Annotated in this window: 12 protein-coding genes; 7 read left to right on the forward strand and 5 right to left on the reverse strand. The window is 54.0% G+C overall.

Going from position 1 to position 18,887, the window contains the following annotated elements:
• Window positions 1–122: 122 nt before the first annotated feature.
• A complete protein-coding gene (locus tag ABF757_RS04575) occupies window positions 123–5,138 on the reverse strand; it encodes a beta strand repeat-containing protein (protein WP_415481124.1) in 5,016 nt (1,671 codons plus the stop codon).
• 413 nt (window positions 5,139–5,551) lie between these two features.
• Here ABF757_RS04575 and ABF757_RS04580 point away from each other — a divergent pair, with 413 nt between their 5' ends.
• On the forward strand, window positions 5,552–6,433 hold the full coding sequence (locus tag ABF757_RS04580) for a hypothetical protein (RefSeq protein ID WP_415481125.1): 882 nt from the start codon (window positions 5,552–5,554) through the stop codon (window positions 6,431–6,433).
• Window positions 6,434–6,528: 95 nt separating this feature from the next.
• Here ABF757_RS04580 and ABF757_RS04585 read toward each other — a convergent pair whose 3' ends face one another.
• Complete coding sequence (locus ABF757_RS04585) at window positions 6,529–7,155, reverse strand: TetR/AcrR family transcriptional regulator (RefSeq protein ID WP_415481126.1); 627 nt, start codon at window positions 7,153–7,155, stop codon at window positions 6,529–6,531.
• A gap of 105 nt (window positions 7,156–7,260) precedes the next feature.
• Here ABF757_RS04585 and ABF757_RS04590 point away from each other — a divergent pair, with 105 nt between their 5' ends.
• From ABF757_RS04590 to ABF757_RS04605, 4 genes are all read left to right on the forward strand, one after another.
• A complete protein-coding gene (locus ABF757_RS04590) occupies window positions 7,261–7,827 on the forward strand; it encodes a hydrolase (RefSeq protein WP_415481127.1) in 567 nt (188 codons plus the stop codon).
• Window positions 7,828–7,919: 92 nt separating this feature from the next.
• A complete protein-coding gene (locus tag ABF757_RS04595; RefSeq protein ID WP_415481128.1) occupies window positions 7,920–9,266 on the forward strand; it encodes a DHA2 family efflux MFS transporter permease subunit in 1,347 nt (448 codons plus the stop codon).
• A 136-nt stretch (window positions 9,267–9,402) separates the two neighbouring features.
• Window positions 9,403–10,032, forward strand: coding sequence for a LysE family translocator (locus ABF757_RS04600; RefSeq protein WP_415481182.1), 630 nt, complete (start codon window positions 9,403–9,405; stop codon window positions 10,030–10,032).
• Between the two features lie 587 nt (window positions 10,033–10,619).
• A complete protein-coding gene (locus tag ABF757_RS04605; RefSeq protein WP_415481129.1) occupies window positions 10,620–11,714 on the forward strand; it encodes a hypothetical protein in 1,095 nt (364 codons plus the stop codon).
• 103 nt (window positions 11,715–11,817) lie between these two features.
• Here ABF757_RS04605 and ABF757_RS04610 read toward each other — a convergent pair whose 3' ends face one another.
• Together ABF757_RS04610 and ABF757_RS04615 are read right to left on the reverse strand one after the other, a co-directional pair.
• Window positions 11,818–12,993 (reverse strand): FkbM family methyltransferase, encoded by a 1,176-nt coding sequence (locus ABF757_RS04610; RefSeq protein WP_415481130.1) that lies wholly within the window; start codon window positions 12,991–12,993, stop codon window positions 11,818–11,820.
• A 276-nt stretch (window positions 12,994–13,269) separates the two neighbouring features.
• Window positions 13,270–13,641: a hypothetical protein gene (locus ABF757_RS04615; protein ID WP_415481131.1), complete on the reverse strand. Its 372-nt coding sequence runs from the start codon at window positions 13,639–13,641 to the stop codon at window positions 13,270–13,272.
• Window positions 13,642–13,748: 107 nt separating this feature from the next.
• Here ABF757_RS04615 and ABF757_RS04620 point away from each other — a divergent pair, with 107 nt between their 5' ends.
• Window positions 13,749–14,960 carry an acyl-CoA dehydrogenase family protein gene (locus tag ABF757_RS04620; protein ID WP_415481132.1) on the forward strand — a complete coding sequence of 404 codons (1,212 nt, stop codon included), beginning with the start codon at window positions 13,749–13,751 and terminating at the stop codon, window positions 14,958–14,960.
• Here the strand turns inward: ABF757_RS04620 and ABF757_RS04625 are convergent.
• Complete coding sequence (locus tag ABF757_RS04625; RefSeq protein WP_415481133.1) at window positions 14,923–17,457, reverse strand: excinuclease ABC subunit UvrA; 2,535 nt, start codon at window positions 17,455–17,457, stop codon at window positions 14,923–14,925. The genes ABF757_RS04620 and ABF757_RS04625 overlap by 38 nt on opposite strands.
• 144 nt (window positions 17,458–17,601) lie before the next feature.
• Between ABF757_RS04625 and ABF757_RS04630 the strand changes: the two genes are divergently transcribed.
• On the forward strand, window positions 17,602–18,825 hold the full coding sequence (locus tag ABF757_RS04630) for a DUF2075 domain-containing protein (RefSeq protein ID WP_415481134.1): 1,224 nt from the start codon (window positions 17,602–17,604) through the stop codon (window positions 18,823–18,825).
• Window positions 18,826–18,887 lie beyond the last annotated feature (62 nt).

The raw sequence follows: 18,887 nt of genomic DNA on the forward strand, positions 1-18,887 counted from the left end.
GGCCGGGGCCGGTGCGGGCTGGCGTGGGGCAAGGCGGCTATAGGCCTGCGCATGGGCCATGCGGGGCGAGAAGGCACAGGCAACGGCAGCGAACGCGCAGCCAGCAAAAAGAACGCGACGCATCAGAACGTGTCTTTCAGGCGGTTGGTGTAAGAGGTGGCAGGCAGTACGATCTGGTAGGTGTTCGGCTGGGTAGCAGCGGCCGTGCCATCAGGCAGGGTCAGGGGCTTATAGGTATTGACCAGTGTCAGATCAGGTGAGTTCCCCGCTCCTGCTGTTGTAGGGTTGGCTGGGCCTGATGCTGCGGGGTTATGACCACTCAACATTGCCATGGGCCAGAAGACGGGAATGGTCGTGATCTGGGTGATGTTATAGTTGCCATTCTGATAGGTGATTGCGTAATTGTTCAGCCCCGTGCCGCGAACGTCGCTGATTGTAATAGCGTAGGATCCCCCGCCACTGTGGCTGTCTGCGGTGGTAGAAAGGCTCACACTGGAGACGGTATCCCCATTGACCAGGCCGCTGGTTCTGAAGGCGGTATTATCGAGCACGGGTGTCTGCCCATAGGTGCCAGTCTGGTTGAGAGCGGTAATGGTCAGGGCTGCTGGAGTAATACTGTAGGTGCCTGTCGTGTAGGTAATGGTGTAATTGCCCAGCCCTGTGCCACTAGCGTTGTTGGCTGTAATGGTATAGGCGCCGACACCACTCTGGCTGGTGGTGTTGCTAGAGAGACTGATACTTGAAACGGTATTCCCATTGACCAGACCGCTGGTTTTGAAGGCGGTATTATCGAGCACGGGTGTCTGCCCATAGGTACTGGTCTGGTTGAGAGCGGTAATGGTCAGGGCGGCGGGGGTAATGCTGTAGGCACCTGTTACATAGTTAATGGTGTAGTTGCTCAGTCCTGTGCCACTGGCGTTACTGGCTGTGATAGTATAGGAGCCGACACCGCTCTGGCTGGTGGCGCTGGTGGTAAGGGTCGCGCTGGAAAGCGTATCGCCATTGAGCAGGCCAGTGGCTTTGACATCAGCAGTGTTCAGCGTGGGGTTTTGCCCATAGGTGGCTGTCTGGTTGAGAGCGGTGATGGTCAGGGCCGCAGGCGTGATGGTGTAGGCACCTGCTGTGTAGGTAATGGTGTAGTTGCTCAACCCTGTGCCACTGGCGTTGTTGGCTGTAATGGCATAGGAGCCGACACCGCTCTGGTTGGTGGCGTTGGTAGAGAGGCTGACATTGGAAACGGTATCCCCATTGACCAGACCGCTGGTTCTGAAGGCGGTATTATTGAGCACTGGTGTCTGCCCATAGGTGCCTGTCTGGTTGAGAGCGGTAATGGTCAGGGCTGCGGGTGTTACTGTGTCAGTGCCAGCATAGGTGACCTGATAGCCTGTCGCGGTTGCTCCATGCCCGATCAGCTCGGCGGAACTGTTGACATTGCTGTTCGAATTCACGCCGGGGTAGAGCCATGTCAGCGAACGAGTGTCGGTTAGGCTTGTCGCATTGTTACCCGACTGATCGAGAATGGAAGTGATGGTAATGGTCGGCGTGCTCTGGCCATAGATCTGGGTTCCTGAAGCGGTAATAATAACATATGGCAGCGCAGCCAGTAGGGGGTAAGGCGATCCCGCTACCCAGTCAGCCGAATTGCTGAAACGGCTTGTTGAACCCTGCAACCATTGCGTTGTGGTTAGGCCGGTAACGCCATTGCCTAAGTTTAGGCCAGCATTGCCGCTTTGCCCGGTTGTTGTTGTGTCAAAATAATCATGACTGAAATATTGGCTGTCTGCATAAGTAGAAGAAGCTTCGTTATTGAGGCCACCGATAAGACCCCCAACCATTCCTGTGCGCGAATTGACAGAGCCGGTGGAATAACTGTCAAGGATCAGTTGGGACGGATCATTAACATCATCATGACCGACAAGCCCACCGCTATTGGTGGTTGTGCTATTACCCGTGACGTTTCCGGTCGCGTATGTTTCTTCAATATGGCCATAATGATTCTGGCCAACCAGTCCGCCCGCCAGATTGCCGCCTGAAACATTGCCTGTGGCATATGATGTTTTAATTGTGCCTGAAGCGTTCCACCCTGCCAGACCGCCGATAAAATTATAGGTATTGCCGGTATTGTTGCTGCTCACATCTCCTGAAGCAAAGGAGGATGTGATCGTGCCAGAGTTCCAGCCGACCAGCCCGCCTATATATGTCGTATCACCGCCCGATACGGCGGCAGTGGAATAGGAACTGGTAATGGTGTTACCGCTGGCCCCTACATCGCCATTCTGTCCCACTAGCCCACCCACGCTGGTTGTAGAGGTGGCAGACTGAGGGCCTGACACTGTGCCGGTCGTGTAAACAGTCAAGAGCGTGCCGCCACTATTGTAGCCGACCAGCCCACCGACGGAGGCGCCATTTGCGTAAGTGCTGCTGATCACTTCCTGGATCAGGCCGATGTCTTCTATTTTTGCGCCAGCCCCCAATTGTCCGAACAGACCGACATATTGGTCTGTGGCATCAGCTATGGTCAGGTTGGCAATGGTATGGCCAGCACCATAGAAGGTGCCGGTAAAGGGCGTATTTTCCCCAATCGGGCTGGTATTGCCCAAGCCGCTGGCATCAAGATCGGCGGCTAATCCATAATTACCTGCCAGATTGCTGTTGATGGCTGACAGACCCGCGGCGTTTAGAATGACTGTAACGGGCATGCCTGCGTTGGTGCCAAATACCGTATTGCTCCCGGACAGAACCTGCTGGTTGGCGGAAACGCCCAACAGGTAAGGCGTGGTCTGGTTGTTCAGGTTGCCCCATATGGTCGTGTCAAACCTGCTAGGGAGCTCGGCTGCCAGTTGAGTCGTGGTTAGTCCAGTGACAGAATCGCTGCCGCCGTAGCTTTGTCCGCTGGTGGTGGTATCCCAATAGCTGTTTTCTATGGACGAGGAGTTCGTTCCCACCAGTCCGCCTATAGCGTGAATAGCGCTTGTGCTGCTGACTTTTCCGGTACTGTATGTATTGGATATTGTGGCGCTATTAATATTATTGCCTGCAAGTCCCCCGACTGCGTAGAGGAGACCGCTGTTTGTGTTGGCGACATTGCCTGTCGCGTATGCGTTGGTGATTGTTCCACCACCACCGTTATAGCCTACAAGCCCGCCTGCATAGGTGTAGTACGAGGTGGGGAGGTAGACTCCTGAGCTGCTGACGTTCCCTGTCGCGTATGAGTTAGTGATTGTTGCGTAATTCAACCCCACCAGTCCACCGATATAGGCAGCGGGATTCGAGCCGCTGACGTTCCCTGTGGCGTATGCATAGGAGATCGTTCCGCCGCCGTTAAACCCTACCAGTTCGCCGACGGAGCCAAACTCGTTATTGAAATTGTCAGTAACAGTTCCACCAATCAGGCCCACATGACTGATGGTGCCAGAAGTTACGAGGGAGCTGAACAGCCCCACACGCAAATCCACACTATCGTTGATGGTGAGGTTTGAGATGGTATTACCCAACCCGTTGAAGGTGCCGCTAAAGCCGCTTTGCGCCAGAGGCGTGAAGTTACTGATGCTGCTCATGTCGAGCGGTTTGGCCAGAGCGTAGTAGCCGGACGTGCCAACAGCGTTCTGTAATTCGTTGGCAGTGGTAATCAGGGTGTAGCCATGGCCATCGATGGTCAGTGGGCTGCTGCTGGCGGTATTGGCGGCGGTCAGGGAAGAACTGGTGAACTGGATGGTGGAACTGCCAAAGTTCACCGTTCCGTGCCCGGTGCTGGTGCCACCGATGTTGTTGTTTGTGGTCAGGGTCAGCGTGCCCGCGCCACTCACGGTAATATCGGCATTGAGAGTGATGGAGTGATAGGCGGACAGGATCAGGCTGGCGGTGCTGTTCCAGCTTAGGGCGGCGTTGAGCAGAATGTCCCCGCGGCCCGATCCGGTGGTGGCCGATGTCTGCTCGGTTACATTGGTGCCGCTGTTCAGTGCTGCGTTGACGGTGGAGGCTGCGGCACTATCGATTGTCAGGTCATCAGGGTCAAGCAGCCAGCTTCCACCCAGACCGGCGCTGATGGTGGCGGCCCCCATGGCCAGCGTATGGGCCGAGGTCTCGATTGTGCCGCCAGCCCCCTTGCCCTTACCGGTGGCTTTCAGGGTCGCCCCCGAGGCCACGGTGGTGCTGCGCGCCAGATTGGTGCCGCCAATGCTGTCAGTGCCAACAAGGATCTGCCCGCCCTTGCGCCCAGCTTTGGAGGCCGAGGCATTCAGCACGGCCTTGCCGCCAAGGCTTACGGCCGCGCCATTCGCGCGGATGACACCGCCGGAGCCATCGGCATTGGTAGCACTCAGCGTGGTGCTTTCCACAGTTACGGTGCCGTGGGGCGCGCTCAGCCAGACCTGTCCGTTTACCGTTGTGGTGCCGGTGGCCTGCACCAGCCCCTCGCGGTTGCCTGCCAGTGCGTAAACATTCCCCCCGGCCGAGGCCAGCGTGGCGGCGGCGGCCTTAATCCGCCCGGTATTGGTGACGTTGCCCTTGGCCTTGCTGTCGGCCACCACATAGATGCCTGCCGGGCCATCGGCCTCGCTCAGCACCACCTGATTGCCCGCCACCAGAGCCGCTGTGCCGCCAGCGGCACTGATTTCACCACTGTTGCTGACAGCCGCGCCGACCAGCACCACATTACCGTTGGTGCTGGTGATTTTGCCCGCATTGGTCACGGTGCCAGCAGACGTGCCGGACAGGGTGACATTGCCCCCCTTCATGAAGGCACTATTGGGCGTATCACGCGTGGAGGCGACAAAGCTGCCACCTGTGACCACCGTGCCGCCGGGGCCGATCACCACCCCATTGGGGTTGATGAGGAACACCGTGCCGGTAGCCCCCAGATGCCCCTGAAGGGAAGAAAGCTGATCGCCCGTCACCCGGTTGAGGGTCGCGCCACTGCCATTGTTGAACTGGACCGAACCGCCCGCGCCGATGGAGAAACCCTGCCAGTTGATAACCCCGCGCGCGGAGGACTGGTCGATGGTGGTGGTGGCCCCCGTGGTGCTGATCGTGCCAGACCCCGCTACGTACGTGCCCCCCGTGGGCAGGGCCTGCGCCCAGGCAAAACCGGGGGTGAGGGCGGTCACGCCAAGGAGAAGCATGCGGGTCGTCAGGGTCATAGCTCAGCAATCAATTCTGTGTGGGCGGGATGGAGGGCAGATAAATCGACCCCATGTCGACAAATATGCGGTGTGGGAGGGAGTGAGGATTCAAGAAAAATTTTTTAGCAGTGAAGTGGAGATTCTGGTTATTGGAACAATAATGAACTTACTATGATTATTTTCTCTTTAAAAAACCGTATATATCGAAGAAAACACATATTAAATTATTTTTTGTTTCTTGTTTTGCTGTGTTGTTTTTTCAGCGCGTTCTGTTTTTGAGATTTGAAAAATACATATCCATTATTGATCATTTTTTTACCCCGTAGCAAGGCCGGTTTTGCAATGTCCCCAAAAATGTTACACTTGTGAAGTGAGGGGGCCGGTTACGCGGCCTGTGGTGTTGCTAAAGGGACTAAGGCGTAAAGATAAGTATGGCTGGCGATACACCGATTTATGAGGCTGAGGCCCTTTCCACGCTGCCTCAGTTTTTGACATGTCTGGCTTATTGTAATCAGGCCTTGTTGGATATTCACAAGCAGATGCCGCGCGAAGTAAGATACGTGGCTGATGTGCGCCGATGGATGCTGACGCATGCCGCCCTGCTACTTCATTTTCGGCGGCGGGTTGATCCATCAGCCCCGCCCCTGACAGCAACCAACCTGTGCCATCTGCTCAAAGATAGCAGCATGGTCAGCACGAATACGGTTACAAACTACCTCAAGGAAATTCAGAATTTTGGTTATATAGAGGCCATCCCCAATCACGATGGCCGCGTGCGGGCCTACCAGATGAGTGCCTTTTCCGAGCAGATGTTCCATGTCTATCTCAGCGTCAATCTCGGCGCTCTTGATCAGATTGATGGGGCGGGCCGGAGCGAGGTCGTGCGCGAGACACCGGCAATCCTGAACCATATGCATCCGGTTTTTGCGCAGCTTATGCTGGAGGATACATTTCTGAGTGCGCCGCCTCAGTCTATAGAACCGCTTGTCAATACAACGGTTGGTATTTCCATTCTGAATGAAATGACACGGTCTGTCACCGCGTCACCTGCAGGGGGGGATGAGCGGATAGAGGTCGGCTTTGATAGCGCAAATGCCATGGCGCAGCGTTATGGTGTCTCCCGTGGTAACGTGGCTAGGCTTTTGAAAAAAGTTGAAATGGCCAATAATTTTGGAAAAACGGAGCAGGGTAGCTGGATCTCGGGGCGGTTGGTTCAAGACTACCATATATGGCAGGCTTGCAAATTCGCTCATGTATCGAGCGCGTATGTCGAGGCCTGCAAGCAGCATGCCAAGGCCTCCAGTCACGCGTGAAGGCGCTTTGATACAAGCTGTGGTCTGGTGTGTGATGATGGGGTGGGGAGTGCTCGTGCAGGCCTGATCGCTGGCGGGCTTAGATGAGGGGCAACTTATTTCTGGTAAGGTGTTAACCTGTCCAGAAGATAAAGACGGTTCATGCGGCGCAGTTCTGCGGGCGCGCCCGCAGTCGTGGGGGCGTCTTTCGTGGTCATGGCCCGCATGACTTTCATCAGGTTCAGTGTCACTGCGGCAATATCTTTTGCGGTGTCGTTATCCAGTCTGGGTGCTGCAATTGTCAGCGCTGTTGCAATGCCGTTTAAAGCCTGCTGCCGGGAACGGCTACGAATTTCCAGTCTGTCCGTGCGGGCCTCCATCAAGGCAGAGAGCGATTTGACCCGGGGATAATGCACCGTCAAAAAATCAATCAGCAAATCTGCAAGGTCTTCTAGCGACAGTTGGGAGGCTTTTTGTGCCAGTGCTGAGTATTCATCATTCAAAACGGCAATATTCTGTTGCAGCAATGCGTCTGCTACCGCTTCCTTGTTGGGGAAAAAGCGGTAGAGAGAGCCTATTTTAGCACCTGCACGTAAAGCGATTTCCGCCATGGTTGTCGCCTCATAGCCTCGCTCTGCCATCAGTTCTGACGCAGCAGCCAGTATGTCTGACACTCTCTGGCGCCCCGCAGCGCGGCTTGGCTGCACGGGGGCGCGTTTTTTGCTTGACGAATTTGAGTCCATACTCAACTAATGCCTTTATGTGAGTGCATGCTCAACTTTATCCGTGGTGTGCCAGCCGGACAATGATCCGAGAAGCTGGCGCATATCAAGAGGGGGGATCTTACCATGATTTCATTACCCGCAACTCAGACCGCGCTGGTGTTGATCGATTTGCAGAAAGGTATCACGGCTCTGCCCGTGGCCCCAGTATCAGGGGCAACGGTTGTGGAGCGTGCGAAGGGGCTTGCGGCTCGCTTCAGGGTGGCTAAAGCGCCTGTTATTTTAGTCAATGTTGCATTCGCGCCTGATTTTTCTGATGCACTGCACACACGTGTCGATTGCTCATTTTCGCCACCAGGAGGTTTTGCGCCGGATTGGTCTGAACTGGTTGACGGCCTTGCTCAGTCGGAAGACCTGCGCATTACCAAGCGGCAATGGGGCGCATTTTATGGAACAGATCTGGACCTGCAGCTCCGCCGCCGTGGCATTACAACCATTGTTCTGGGTGGGATCGCAACAAATCTGGGCGTGGAATCAACGGCCCGTGCCGCCCATGAGCATGGATATAATGTCGTTGTGGCAGAAGACGTGATGGCGACCTTCTCGCAGGAGATGCACCTCTTTGCGTGTGAGCATATTTTTCCACGTCTGGGTCGTGTTGCCGCAAGTGCTTCAATCACACTGGAAAGCTGAAATTCCGAAGGCACAATTAGTGAAAGTATGAAGTGGTGTCATCTTCGCGGGATTCTGTAAAACTGCCAGAAGGCATATGGAGAGTTGTCTGTGTGGCGGCAATCGGGTCTTTCATGGCGCAACTGGATGCCACAGTCGTCAATGTATCCCTGCCAGATATTGCCACGACCCTTAATGCTTCTTTTTCAACCGTGCAGTGGGTGGTCAGTGGTTATCTTTTAGCACTAGCCCTGACATTGCCCCTGAACGGATGGCTGGTTGGCCGTATTGGGGCCAAGGCGGTATATCTGTGGTGCTTTGGCGCTTTTGTTCTGGCATCCGGTCTTTGCGCGTTGGCCTGGTCGGTTTCTTCTTTGATCATTTTTCGTCTGCTGCAGGGTATGGCGGGCGGTCTTATGGCCCCGATGGCGCAAATGATGGTTGCCCGTGCCGCGGGGCGGCATTTGTCCAGAGTAGCCAGTGCTATCGTGGTGCCTATTCTGTTGGCGCCCCTTCTCGGGCCGGTTATCGCAGGGCAAATCCTGTCTGTGGCATCATGGCGCTGGATCTTCCTTCTCAATATACCTGTCGGGCTATTGGCTTTGGTGCTGGCGGCTGTGTTTTTACCCGATGAGCGTCATATCGAACGCCCCCGTCCGCTCGATCTCGCGGGGTTGGCATTGCTGGCACCGGCGCTGGCGGGGTTTCTTTACGGTATTGACCATGCGCACCAGACGGTGGGACTTGTTTTGTTGTGTGCAGCGTTTGTACTGTTTGTGCTGTATTATTGTCTGGCAAGGAAAAAAGGGGATCGCGCTTTAATTGATCTACGATTGTTTCAGATGCCGGTTTTTTCGACGTCCGCAACAATCATGTTTTTGATCAATGGTGTTTCCTTCGCTGGGCAGATGTTATTGCCGGTCTGGCTTATGCAGGCCTGTGGCATTGCACCAGACCGAACCGGCCTGATCATGCTGCCGCTGGGGCTGGGTATGATGTGCACCTACCCCTTGGTAGGCTATCTGACAGAGCATTTGGGTATTCGTAAACTCACCATGTGTGGCGCGTTCTGCGCTGGCGCAGGCACTCTCTTGCTGGCTTTTCTTGCCTGCAAAGGGCTCACTATGAGCCTTCTGGCGGTTGCCCTGTTCCTGCGTGGAGCCGGGACTGGCGCGATTGGTATTCCAGTCATGAGTGCAAGCTACGCATCTGTTACGAAGGCAGATATTCCCATGGCCACAACAACGCTGAACATCGTGCAGAGAATTGGTGGGCCAGTGCTTTCAACGCTTTGTGGCACCTTCCTCGGGTGGCAACAGTCAGTCGCCAGCGTTGCTAATCCGCTTATGCCAGTATTCGCTAAGGTGTTTATTTTCCTTTTTATTTTCCATGCTGTCCTCTTTCTGATGACATGCCGCCTTCCCCAGACACTGCCAGAACCAGAGCTATCTGCCCGATAAGGCTTGCCCATTTATGAAAGCGGTTTCTGTTGGTCTGGCAGAGTGATGGTGTGAATGTTATTTCATGCTTTCTGGCGGGCATGACGGATCTTCGCATTTGGGTAATGCGGTTCTTGATGATGTGGGGGATAGCATCGTGACACTTCATACGTGGTGGCTCTTCGTGGGGTCTGTATTCCTGCTTTCGGGCACTCCGGGGCCTAATATGCTGCATATTCTATCACGCAGCGTCGATATGGGGATGAAGCGGAGCATTGCCGCAATGGCTGGGTGCCTGTCCGCGCTGATAACGGTTCTGATTGCTTCGGCCGCAGGGTTAAGCACGCTTTTACTGGCGCTACCGGGGGCTTTCGCCATACTGCGTTATGCCGGTGTGGCGTATCTTCTCTATCTTGGCATCAAAGCGTGGCGTAGTGACGTGACACCTCTCGATGTTGGTAGCAATGGGCTGCCGGTTGCGCTGTCGGCGCCTGCCCTGTTCAGGGGCGGTTTTATGATCGGCATTAGTAATCCCAAGTTGCTGCTGTTTGCGGCGGCCTTTCTGCCGCAATTTATTAACCCTGCCGCAGCACAGGTGCCGCAGTTTGTGGTTCTTGTCGCCAGTTTCGCGGCTGTAGAGTGCTTCTGGTATATGATTTATGCGGCCGGAGGTCATTCGCTGTCGCGTTATTTGTCACGCCCATCAGTAAAGCGGGTATTCAACCGGATTACTGGCATGATTTTTGTCGGCTTTGCCGCGCTATTGCTAAAAGCTAAACCTTCATAGAAAGCGGATCAGCTCAATATTGTCTCTGCCATGGCAATAGTGTCACGATATTTTCGTGAACATTATTCAAATAGCATCAGGGTTCGGCGAGGCTTTTGCGTGGTATGGGGCTTTTTTGGGTAAGCTTGAATAATATTTGATCTGACCGCCACGATTCATGTATGCAGCCTCTTTAGAGAATGTAGCCCGATAGTGCGGGGTAACAACGAGCCGATGCGTGCATAAGCCGTTTGCCGGGAGCCAGCAGAAGCTGGATGTTGCCGTTCACAAAAAGCATGGCAGGCTTGTTATTGCAGGCTGAGTCTAGGGTAAGTCAGGCTCACCACGCGTAAAACGGTGTATTCCGCCAAAATATTGCTCCACGCATTTATCCCGAAAAAACAGATCGCCCGTTCATGAATGGGTTAAGGGGTGATTAACCTGATGACAAAGGATAAAAAATATTTTATATCGCAGTGTGAATAAAAACTGATCTGAAGTGCTGCTGAACACGGTGTGGATGAGGTTGAGGATACTGCTAAGAAAAAATCAGAAGTGAAGTCATCGTTATAACCGGGGTAGCCCGCAAGTAACGGGGAGTGATCGCAATGGTGCTTGTAAAGACTTTAAGCCCGGGAACCTCGGCTGCGTCTTTCAATGTCTGGGTTGCTCTTGTGGAGGCTCTTTCTGAAAAAATTCTAGCCTTAACTTTGTCTATCAACGGGTTTCGGTCGAGCCGAAGGGGAAATGCAATGTCGGTGAGTGAGTGTTTGTTGGAGAGTCAGGCAACGCAGGATACACTTCCGCTCATCATTTTTGTACATATTCCCAAAACGGCGGGGACTACTGTTCGCGATGTATTATATGATACATCCGTGCGGGGGCAGGCATTATATCAGGGGGAATTGCACGCTCCTGATTTTTTGGCCCGTGCGGCTGAGGTCGATTGGCTCTCTGGCCACGTAACGCACGATATTTACCTTGAATATCTTCAGCCTCTTGAGCGTCAGGTGGAGTTTTTCACCACCTTGCGGGATCCTTTTAAACAGATTGTTTCGCATCTGAAACATAGTTTTTCGCGGTATCATCAGGAAAACGGAGAGCAGCCTTTTGATGATGTGGAAGCGGAAATAGACAAAGACGTTGCAACAACTGATTTTGGTTCAGTCGATGCAATTATTGAGTTGTTGCGCCGCCAGAGTGACTGGTTTTTGAATATTCAAAGCCGCTATGTGCTGGGTGCGGATTATGCCAGCCTGTCTGATGCAGAGAGAGTTAAACGTCTTTCTGCGTACACATGTATCTCTACAGAACATACACTGAAAAACATTTATAAGGCGTGGGGATTTCTTAAACTGCCTGCTGATGCCGTTCGTATTCATAATAATCGAAACGAGAGCACGCTCGATACAAGCTTGCTTGACGCCCCACAGATCCGCGATTTTCTTGCCGAGCATCATGGGCACGATTTCCGGCTTTATTCTCTGGCACAAACCATGAATTTTCCGGCGGTAAAGCGTGCGCCGTATAGGCCGTCATTTTTTCCTCTGGTTCGTCGGGTAACCGCTGATAACTTTAACGAAGAAGCCTATCTGGCTGTTAACCCCGATGTGGCGGCTGCGGTGAAAGCGGGAATTTTCCACACAGGATACGACCATTTTGAGATCGCAGGACATATGGAGTTGCGTTATCAGAAAAATTAAGATTTTTATTTATTTTGTCGTGATATTTAAAAACGATTGGTAAATATATTCGGGCTGGTGACAAGCCCGAATATCACAATGATTTCAAAATACTTCAAGCTGTTCAGGTGGCTTGTTTGCGTATTGCACTAAATGTTATGCAGTTCTGAGGGTCTCCTGAAAAAGTCACTTTAAAATCAAGATTCTGAAGGAAATTGATTATGTCCTGCGGAACATGATCCTTGTTTTTCTGTGCTTCACCGATAATGAGCCTGCATTGCTTGACCAGATTTGGCACGGGGAATAAGGCGTTATATTCTGATCCCTCGATATCTATTTTGAGAATATCGATCGGCATATTATCTAATTCTTGAAAAACGGTTTCAAGGGTTATTACATCTACCGGAATAGCTTGGGTTTTATAGCTGAGTGCTGAGCCAAGTTGATGCGCGCCGCTATGCTCCGGATTGAAGTAAAGCTTGTTCTGCCCCGGCACTGATGAAACCGCCCGATTAAACGGTTTGATGTTGTCCGTGTGATTATTGGCAATGTTGATTTTTATCTGCTCAAAATTTGATGGTTCAGGTTCATAAATATGAATATCGCATCGCCCGGCAAGCAGTGCGTTCACTTGAAGGGAAAATGAACCAATATGACCACCCAGATCTATAATTCGTAAGTGGGTATTAAGATCCTGGGAGAAAAGCCATTGTCTGACGTCAGGCAGGTAACAAAGCGCTACCTCATTGACGATCTGATAATCATTGGTTCCTGTTCGTACAGAAAAAATGGTATTTCCAAAGCCAGAAACAGTATTTTTAGAAGCATTGGAGCAAGCAAGCTCAAGTGCTTCCATTGAATATGGCTCACCATCAGGGAGTGTTCCATCTGAGAGCAGTAGCCATACGGAGTTTTCGTAGTGTTTGTAAAACTTTGTATGGATATTTTTGAGAAGTGATTGTGCTCTGAAGAGAAAATCTTTCCGGAGTAGAAATATCTTCGGTGTCTTTGCTGTGTCGCCGCAGTCAGAGAGGCGTAATAAAACCGGGCTGCCAATCTGCTTCCTGATGAATGAGAAGGCTTTATACATATCATCAGGAATGAGAATGGGGATGTTTTTTAAAGGCCTGTTCTCGATTAAGGATAAAAAGTGCGTATAAGCTTCCCTCGATGGCATATCGCTTGATTGACGGGCCAGAACTTGCAGTGATTTTTTCTGTGGAACCCGTATTCCTAGAAATCCTTCAAGGGCAATTATTCGGGATTCAGCAGCGGCTCTTATTCTTTGAATTTTATTCACGCATGGACTCTATCAGTTAATATAAAAAATCTCAGGGCACTTTAGCACTGAGAATATTAACGTCTATAAAAAGCTCATATTTGGTGCTGAATCCAGATATATTATGCTTGGTCGGATAATCTGTCATGGTTGGTATCAAATTGATGCGATAGTGACATAATGAACTGGTTCTTGTGCCTCCATCAATAATGCCCAGCAGAATGGCAGGGGAGAGGGTTGGTGCTGCAACCCATTACGATATAAAAATATAATATTCTGAAAGTGTTATTCCATTTTTTAACAAAGGCGGAGATATTTCTGATAATCTTTTTTGTGTCGAAAAAGAAACAGAACGTAGTAATCCCGGTATTGGCGGCGGCGCCGAAAGACTTTTTCGTAAAAAGGAAAGACGTCATACGGTCCTTGAAAGCCTGTGGTGTCTTCTTTTCCTGCTACAGCGCATTTTACTTGAAAAAGTGGCGCGTATAGAGCGCTCTCTGTTCTTTCAGCTCGCCTGACGTGAAAGAGATTTTTTCGGAAATCTTTGAGCCGTGGAGGCAACAGGAACACCATATCCTGCTCAATCCAGATTGGCTGACTGTCGGCTTTGCGCAGATAGCGCATGTCGTCGGGCATGTCGGCGTAGAATGCGAAATTGCGTACAATCATCCCGGTTCGCTGTTGTGATGGTGGAGTTTTCTTTAAGCATGGGGCTTTCATAAAATCAACATATGATGAATATAAGGACTCCATTCCCTGCTATTAAGGACGGAGACATGGATACTTCCGTTTTGGGCGCGCTTGTTCCGGCTTATGTCTGGCCTGAGTCCCTGCGCTCGCGTATCGATCCATTATATGAGGTGATCGATCATGTGATTGCCCCCGTTGCATCAGCGGCGGATGCGCAGGGGCGCTACCCGGTGGCGGCTATCGCTACGTTGAAAGCGTGTGGTGTCATGGCAGCCGCCATGCCTGAGGCTTATGGTGGTTGGGGGCTCACACAGGCCCAGTCTCAGGAAGTCCTGTTCCGTCTGGCTATGGCTGATCCGTCTGTTGCCCAGATTTACAAGGTTCATGATGATCTGGTGCGCGAGATTTTTGCTTTCGCGGATGAAGAGACCTGCCTACGACTGGGGCAGGACATCGCCACGCGGCAGATCATTATCGGGCAGGCGATTGCGGAACCGGGGGCGCGGGCTGATCAGTTCGGGCATGTTATCGCAACGCCCGATCAGGGTGGGCATAGCCTGAGTGGGCGCAAGATTTATGCTACGGGCGCCATGGGGGCGGACCTGATTGCCATTACCTCCTATGATGCGGTTTGCCATGGCATGCGGTTTGACTTGGTGCCCCGTGATGCTGCGGGCTTGAGTGTGCTGGATGACTGGGACGGCATGGGGCAGAGGGCCACGGATTCAGGCACCGTTCTGCTTGATGACGTAAAAACCATTCCCGGACTGGTCGTGCCCAAAGAGGGGCAGTCACCACCTGACTGGGCATCCCTGCGTTATCAGAATGGGTTTTCCGTTATTCTTGTTGGGATTGGTGTCGCGGCCTTGCGTCATGCTGCGGATTTTGTGCGCGAGGACGCCCGCCCGTGGATTTCCGTGCAGGGGGAGCATGCAAGTGATGATCCGATGGCACGTCGCCTGTTTGGCGAGATTGGTGCGGAACTCGCCGGGGCGCTGGCTCTGGTGCGTGATGCGGCTCATAGGCTCGATTTGCGGGAATCGGGGGCTCTGTCACGGGCGGAAGTGGCCATGGCTGTCTATGCGGCCCGGTCTCTTGTCAGTAAAGCGAGCCTGCGCGCCTCGTCCGATATCATGGCGGCCATGGGCGCGCGCGCAACCAGCCGTGCCGTTGGCTTTGATCGCTACTGGCGGGATGCGCGCACGCTGTCGCTGCATGATCCGGTTGACTGGAAACATGAGGAAATCGGCCGCCATCTCCTTACGGGCTGGCAGCCGGAGGCTTCGTTGTATCGCTGACATAGCGGGCCAGAAATGGCGCGGTAACGCTATCGGTTGATCTGGCTATGGTGGCCGGTGTGCCCTGAGCCACCACGCGCCCGCCCTTGTCGCCAGCGCCGGGGCCAAGGTCGATTACCCAGTCGGCCCGCGCTACAAGGCGCATGTCGTGCTCAGCAACGATGACGGTATTCCCTGCCTCCACGAGTTCCTGCAGATGCTCCATCAGTCGGTCGGCATCGGAAGGGTGCAGGCCCGTTGTGGGTTCATCAAGGATATACAGCGTATGGCCCCGGCGCTGTTTCTGCAGTTCCGTGGCCAGTTTGATCCGCTGCGCCTCGCCGCCTGAAAGTTCGGTGGCGGGCTGGCCCAGCCGTAGGTGGCCAAGTCCGCCGCGCAGAAGGGTGGAGAGCGACTGCGCTGGCCCTGCTTCATTCGCAAAGAATGTGGCCGCTTCTTCCACGTTCATGGCCAGCACATCCGCGATGGATCGGCCGCGATAATGCACCTCAAGAATTTCGGCTTTGTAGCGCGCGCCATGGCAGGTAGGGCAGGGAGCATAGACACTGGGTAGGAACAGCAGTTCCACCATGGTCGATCCTTCACCTTCGCAGGTGGGGCAACGCCCTTTTGCGACATTGAAAGAAAAATGCCCTGCATCGTAATGTCGTTCGCGCGCCAGATCCGTTGAGGCAAAGAGTTTGCGCACCGTATCGAACAGGCCGGTATAGGTGGCCAGGTTGGAGCGTGGCGTGCGGCCTATGGGCTTCTGGTCTATGACGGCCACCCGTTTGATGCCTTCAAGCCCGCCTGTAATCCGCCCCTGCGGTTCGCCTGTGGGCATGTCTGGGGTGTCGGTATCGTTTTCATCTTCCGGGTTTTTCTGGCCAACGGCCTGAGTGACAAGCCGTGTCAGCACCTGGCTGACCAGAGAGGACTTGCCGGACCCGGAAACACCCGTGACAGCGCTTAGCACCCCAAGCGGAAAGGCGATGTTCAGCCCGTGCAGATTGTTCCATTCAACGCCTTCCAGTGTAAGCCACCCGCCGGGTGTGCGCGGTGTGTGGCTGGCCCGCGCATTGGTGGCGAAAACATAGTCGCGCGTGCGCGAATAGGGGGTGGTTTTCAGCCCCTCAAGTGGGCCGGAATACAGAATGGTGCCACCATGTGTGCCTGCTCCCGGTCCGACATCGACAACCCATTGTGCCTGACGAATCAGATCCAGATTATGCTCGACAAGAAAAAGCGAGTTTCCGGCATCGCGCAGGTTCTGCAAGGCTGCCAGCAGGGCGTTTGTATCCGCTGGGTGCAGCCCGGCGGAGGGTTCATCCAGCACATAGACAACGCCAAACAGGTTCGAGCGGATTTGCGTGCCAAGTCGTAGCCGTTGATATTCACCGGGCGAGAGTGTCTGCACACTGCGCGACATCTGGAGATAACCCAGCCCAAGGCCGAGTAGCACGTCAATGCGTGCGGCCATGTCTTCGGCAATGCGCCGGGCAGCAATGGCAACGGCATCCTGAGCCTCGCTCTGCGTGCCGTGCCTCAGGGTTTCGGCTACGGTTTCGAGCGGGAGTGCGGTCATTTGCGCAATATTGCGCCCCGCAAAGGTGACAGCCAGCGCATCGGTATTCAGGCGCTGGCCGAGGCATTGCGGGCAGTCGCTCGATAGCATGAACTGTTCAGCCCGTTGGCGCATGCGCGCACTTTGCGAATTGGCAAAGGTCTGGAGCACGTAGCGCCGGGCACCGGTGAACGTGCCTTGATAGGAGGGTTCCATCCTACGGGCTATGGCCCGCACCACCTGCTCGTGTGTTAGCCCGGGATAGACCGGGTAAGTCGGGGTTTCGTCGGTAAAGAGAATCCAGTTTCGGGTTTTGGCGGGCAGGTCGCGCCATGGGGTGTCAACATCCACCCCTTTGGTAATGAGGATGTCGCGTAGGTTCTGTCCCTGCCACGCGGTGGGCCATGCGGCCACGGCGCGTTCGCGGATGCTGAGTGTGTCATCGGGGACAAGAGTGCGTTCTGTTACGTCATGAATACGGCCGAGTCCGTGGCAGCGTGGGCAGGCGCCCATGGGGGTGTTGGGCGAGAAGGCCTCTGCCTCTAGCCGGGGTGCTCCTGGCGGGTAGGTGCCTGCGCGTGAATAGAGCATCCGCAGATGGTTGGAGAGCGTGGTAATGGAGCCAACCGTCGAGCGCTCGGAGCCGCCACCGCGCTGCTGCTGGAGCGCTATGGCAGGGGGCAGGCCCTCGATCCGGTCAACCTCTGGAACCGGCATCTGCTGAAAAAGCCGCCGGGCGTAAGGAGAAACGGATTCAAGATAGCGCCGCTGGGCTTCGGCATAGAGTGTGCCGAATGCTAGGGAGGACTTGCCTGAACCCGAGACCCCCGTAAAAACCACCAGCCGGTCGCGCGGGATGTCTATATCCACATCGCGCAGATTATGTTCGCGTGCGCCGCGTACATGCACGAAACCATCATCACCCGGTGCAGTATCTGGTTCTTGCAGGCTCATGCCGGAATGTCTTCATACATGCGGGCTCTCCTTACGCATTGGGGTTGTGCGGGAATAAAATCTTTGACCGTTGAATAAATGTGGCGCTGAGTGGCGCGGGTGGCAAGAGCCTCGAACTAACGCTGGAGCAAACAGTTTTTGTCCATGTCCGTTTCAGACAACCGCGCCGAGCTTAAACTTTCCCCCGACCGTATGCTGACAGAAGAGCAGGAAAAACTGGTCGGCACGATCATGGCTTTTTGTCAGGATCATGCGCGTGGCAAGGGTGCTGTTCTTGTGTTGCAGGGCGATGCCGGCACGGGCAAGAGCATTGTCATGAATGCCGCCTTTGCACGGTTGCGACAAAGGGTGGAGAAAAAGAGTAGCGATGCTCTGGCCGGGTGCAGCCTGCGTTTTCTTGTCAACCATCCTGAAATGATCAAGCTCTATCGGCGGATTGCCGAACATGTGCCGGGCCTGCGCAAGCGTGATTATGAACGGCCAACCACCTTCATTAATCAGTCACGCAGGACGGGACATGAAACCGACATCGTTTTTATTGATGAGGCCCATCTCCTGCTCAGCCGCAGGGATGCCTATAACCGCTTTTTGCAGGACAACCAGCTTGAGGAAATCCTGCATGCCAGCCGGGTTGTCGTTATGGTGTTCGATCCCCGGCAGGTGTTGAAGTTCAAAAGTTTCTGGAGCGAGGATACGCTGCATCACCTGTTGGGTGACAGGCCTGTTGTCGTGCAGCGGCTGACCACGCAGTTTCGTATACGCGCCCATGCGGACGTGCCGCGCTGGATCGAGGCCTTTTGCCAGCGTAGGCTTCTACCACTGCCAGCGCTGCAATCCTTCGATTTTCGTGTGTTTGACGATGCCCAGACTTTATACGAAGCCATCCGTCAGCATGAGAGTGAGGTTGGGCTGTGCCGAATGCTGGCGACCTATGATTACCCCTATGTGTTGGACGGGCAGGATCATTTTATTACCGAAGGGCGCTTTCACCTGCGCTGGGACCGCTCCCTGCCTGAAGCCCCGCTGCCATGGGCGGAGCGGGCCGATACGATTGATGAGGTGGGGTCGGTTTATACCGTGCAGGGATTTGACCTTAATTATGTAGGGGTCATACTTGGGCCGAGTGTCGATTATGATGCGACAACGGACCGTATTACCCTTGATGCCTCACGCTACGAAGATCGTGCCGCCTTTGCTGGCAAAACCGGTATTGGTGATCCTTCAGCTCTGTGCGAGCAGATCATGCTTAACGCCATTAATGTTCTGATGACGCGTCCTACAAAGGGGCTTTATCTGTATGCCAGTCGTCCGGCGCTGCGTGCCCGGCTACTGGAATTGTGGCATGCGCGGGGGCATGAAAACGTTTGAAGCGTTTGGCGCGGTTGCATGGAAAGTGCCCGATGGTGGTGCTAGGCTGGGCGTTCTGAACG

Origin of the sequence: Acetobacter papayae (genome assembly GCF_047721125.1) — a bacterium.
Lineage (GTDB): Bacteria > Pseudomonadota > Alphaproteobacteria > Acetobacterales > Acetobacteraceae > Acetobacter > Acetobacter papayae.

Bases quoted from the DNA above. Each gene is read 5' to 3' on its own strand.
- ABF757_RS04625 (WP_415481133.1), bottom strand. From the start codon at position 17,457: ATGAGCCTGCAAGAACCAGATACTGCACCGGGTGATGATGGTTTCGTG.
- ABF757_RS04585 (WP_415481126.1), bottom strand. From the start codon at position 7,155: ATGGACTCAAATTCGTCAAGCAAAAAACGCGCCCCCGTGCAGCCAAGC.
- ABF757_RS04575 (WP_415481124.1), bottom strand. From the start codon at position 5,138: ATGACCCTGACGACCCGCATGCTTCTCCTTGGCGTGACCGCCCTCACC.
- ABF757_RS04620 (WP_415481132.1), top strand. From the start codon at position 13,749: ATGGATACTTCCGTTTTGGGCGCGCTTGTTCCGGCTTATGTCTGGCCT.
- ABF757_RS04630 (WP_415481134.1), top strand. From the start codon at position 17,602: ATGTCCGTTTCAGACAACCGCGCCGAGCTTAAACTTTCCCCCGACCGT.
- ABF757_RS04580 (WP_415481125.1), top strand. From the start codon at position 5,552: ATGGCTGGCGATACACCGATTTATGAGGCTGAGGCCCTTTCCACGCTG.
- ABF757_RS04615 (WP_415481131.1), bottom strand. From the start codon at position 13,641: ATGATTGTACGCAATTTCGCATTCTACGCCGACATGCCCGACGACATG.
- ABF757_RS04590 (WP_415481127.1), top strand. From the start codon at position 7,261: ATGATTTCATTACCCGCAACTCAGACCGCGCTGGTGTTGATCGATTTG.
- ABF757_RS04605 (WP_415481129.1), top strand. From the start codon at position 10,620: ATGGTGCTTGTAAAGACTTTAAGCCCGGGAACCTCGGCTGCGTCTTTC.